Below are 1104 nucleotides of genomic sequence, written 5' to 3'. Positions count from 1 at the left end.
CCTTGCTTGTTCTGCGGTGTAATTTGGCCCTATTACCCAATCCATACCTTGATAATCGATACCAATGTTTGCTCTTTGATGTGAAACACCTGGCCCTACTCGCAAGTTGTATTGGAACGAGTATTCACTGTTGAAGACAGCTCCTACAACGGCTAAAGAAAAACCGACGTGTGCTAATACCATCTTGATTAGTGGCCCTTTGTTTTCGGCATTCAGCCATAACATAGTGTGCGTAGTAATAACCCAAGCTGCTAAAAATACACTCGTGATTGTCCCAATACGCACGGTATCAACCGACAAGATAAAGACGGCTACGACACCTAAAGCGATAGTACTTGCGAAGGCGAATTGCCCTTTCCAGTTCGCACACACTCCTTTTGTCCACCGCAAAATTGGCGTCATGGCTAACGCCAACAAAGCGAAAATACTAAGAGGAAATATCAAGCTATTAAAATACGGCGCACCAACAGAGATGTTTCCCAACCCTAGCAATTGATAAATCATCGGATAGAACGTACCTAAAAAGACGATCGCCGTGGATATGACCAAAAGTCCAATGGACACACACACCATATAAGCTCGACTGATCAAGGAACTTAACCTAAATGGTTTGATGGCATCTCCACGCACAATCAGTACGCCAAACGTCATCAATACTAACGCACTAAGCACAGCAAGCAGGGCTAAACCTTTGGTAGGATCCACAGCAAAAGCATGCACCGACGTTAATACGCCAGAACGTACGATAAATGTCCCGAGAATGCTTAAACTAAAGGTCGCAAACGCCAACGCGTATGTGCTCCACAACGCTCCCTGATTTTTCTTTGCTAATACTCCGCTGTGCAGGAGTGCAGTGCCGGTTAACCACGGCAATAAAGAGGCATTTTCTACTGGGTCCCAAAACCACCAGCCTCCCCAGCCAAGTTCATTGTATGCCCACCAAGAGCCGACAAGGATACCAACAGTCAGGGTTCCCCAGGCAAAATACGCGGCCTTTCGCGTACAACGGTACCATTCATTGACAGGCCGTTTGCTTAATAACGCCGCAAGTGCAAACGCCAAAATGGCGGAATAACCAACGTAACCTAAATATAAAAGTGGCGG

At 46.3% G+C, this 1104-nt stretch carries 1 protein-coding gene; it reads right to left on the bottom strand.

The features are described 5' to 3' along the window. Positions 1-1104 (bottom strand): cytochrome c-type biogenesis CcmF C-terminal domain-containing protein (locus R7M72_RS25590; protein WP_318056528.1); only part of this gene is annotated, 1104 nt, incomplete at both ends.

The sequence above is a fragment of the Vibrio sp. YT-18 genome (genome assembly GCF_033337345.1).
Lineage (GTDB): Bacteria > Pseudomonadota > Gammaproteobacteria > Enterobacterales > Vibrionaceae > Vibrio > Vibrio alginolyticus.
The sequence above is the reverse complement of the archived record's forward strand: the minus strand, read 5'-3'. Positions and strand labels throughout refer to the sequence as shown.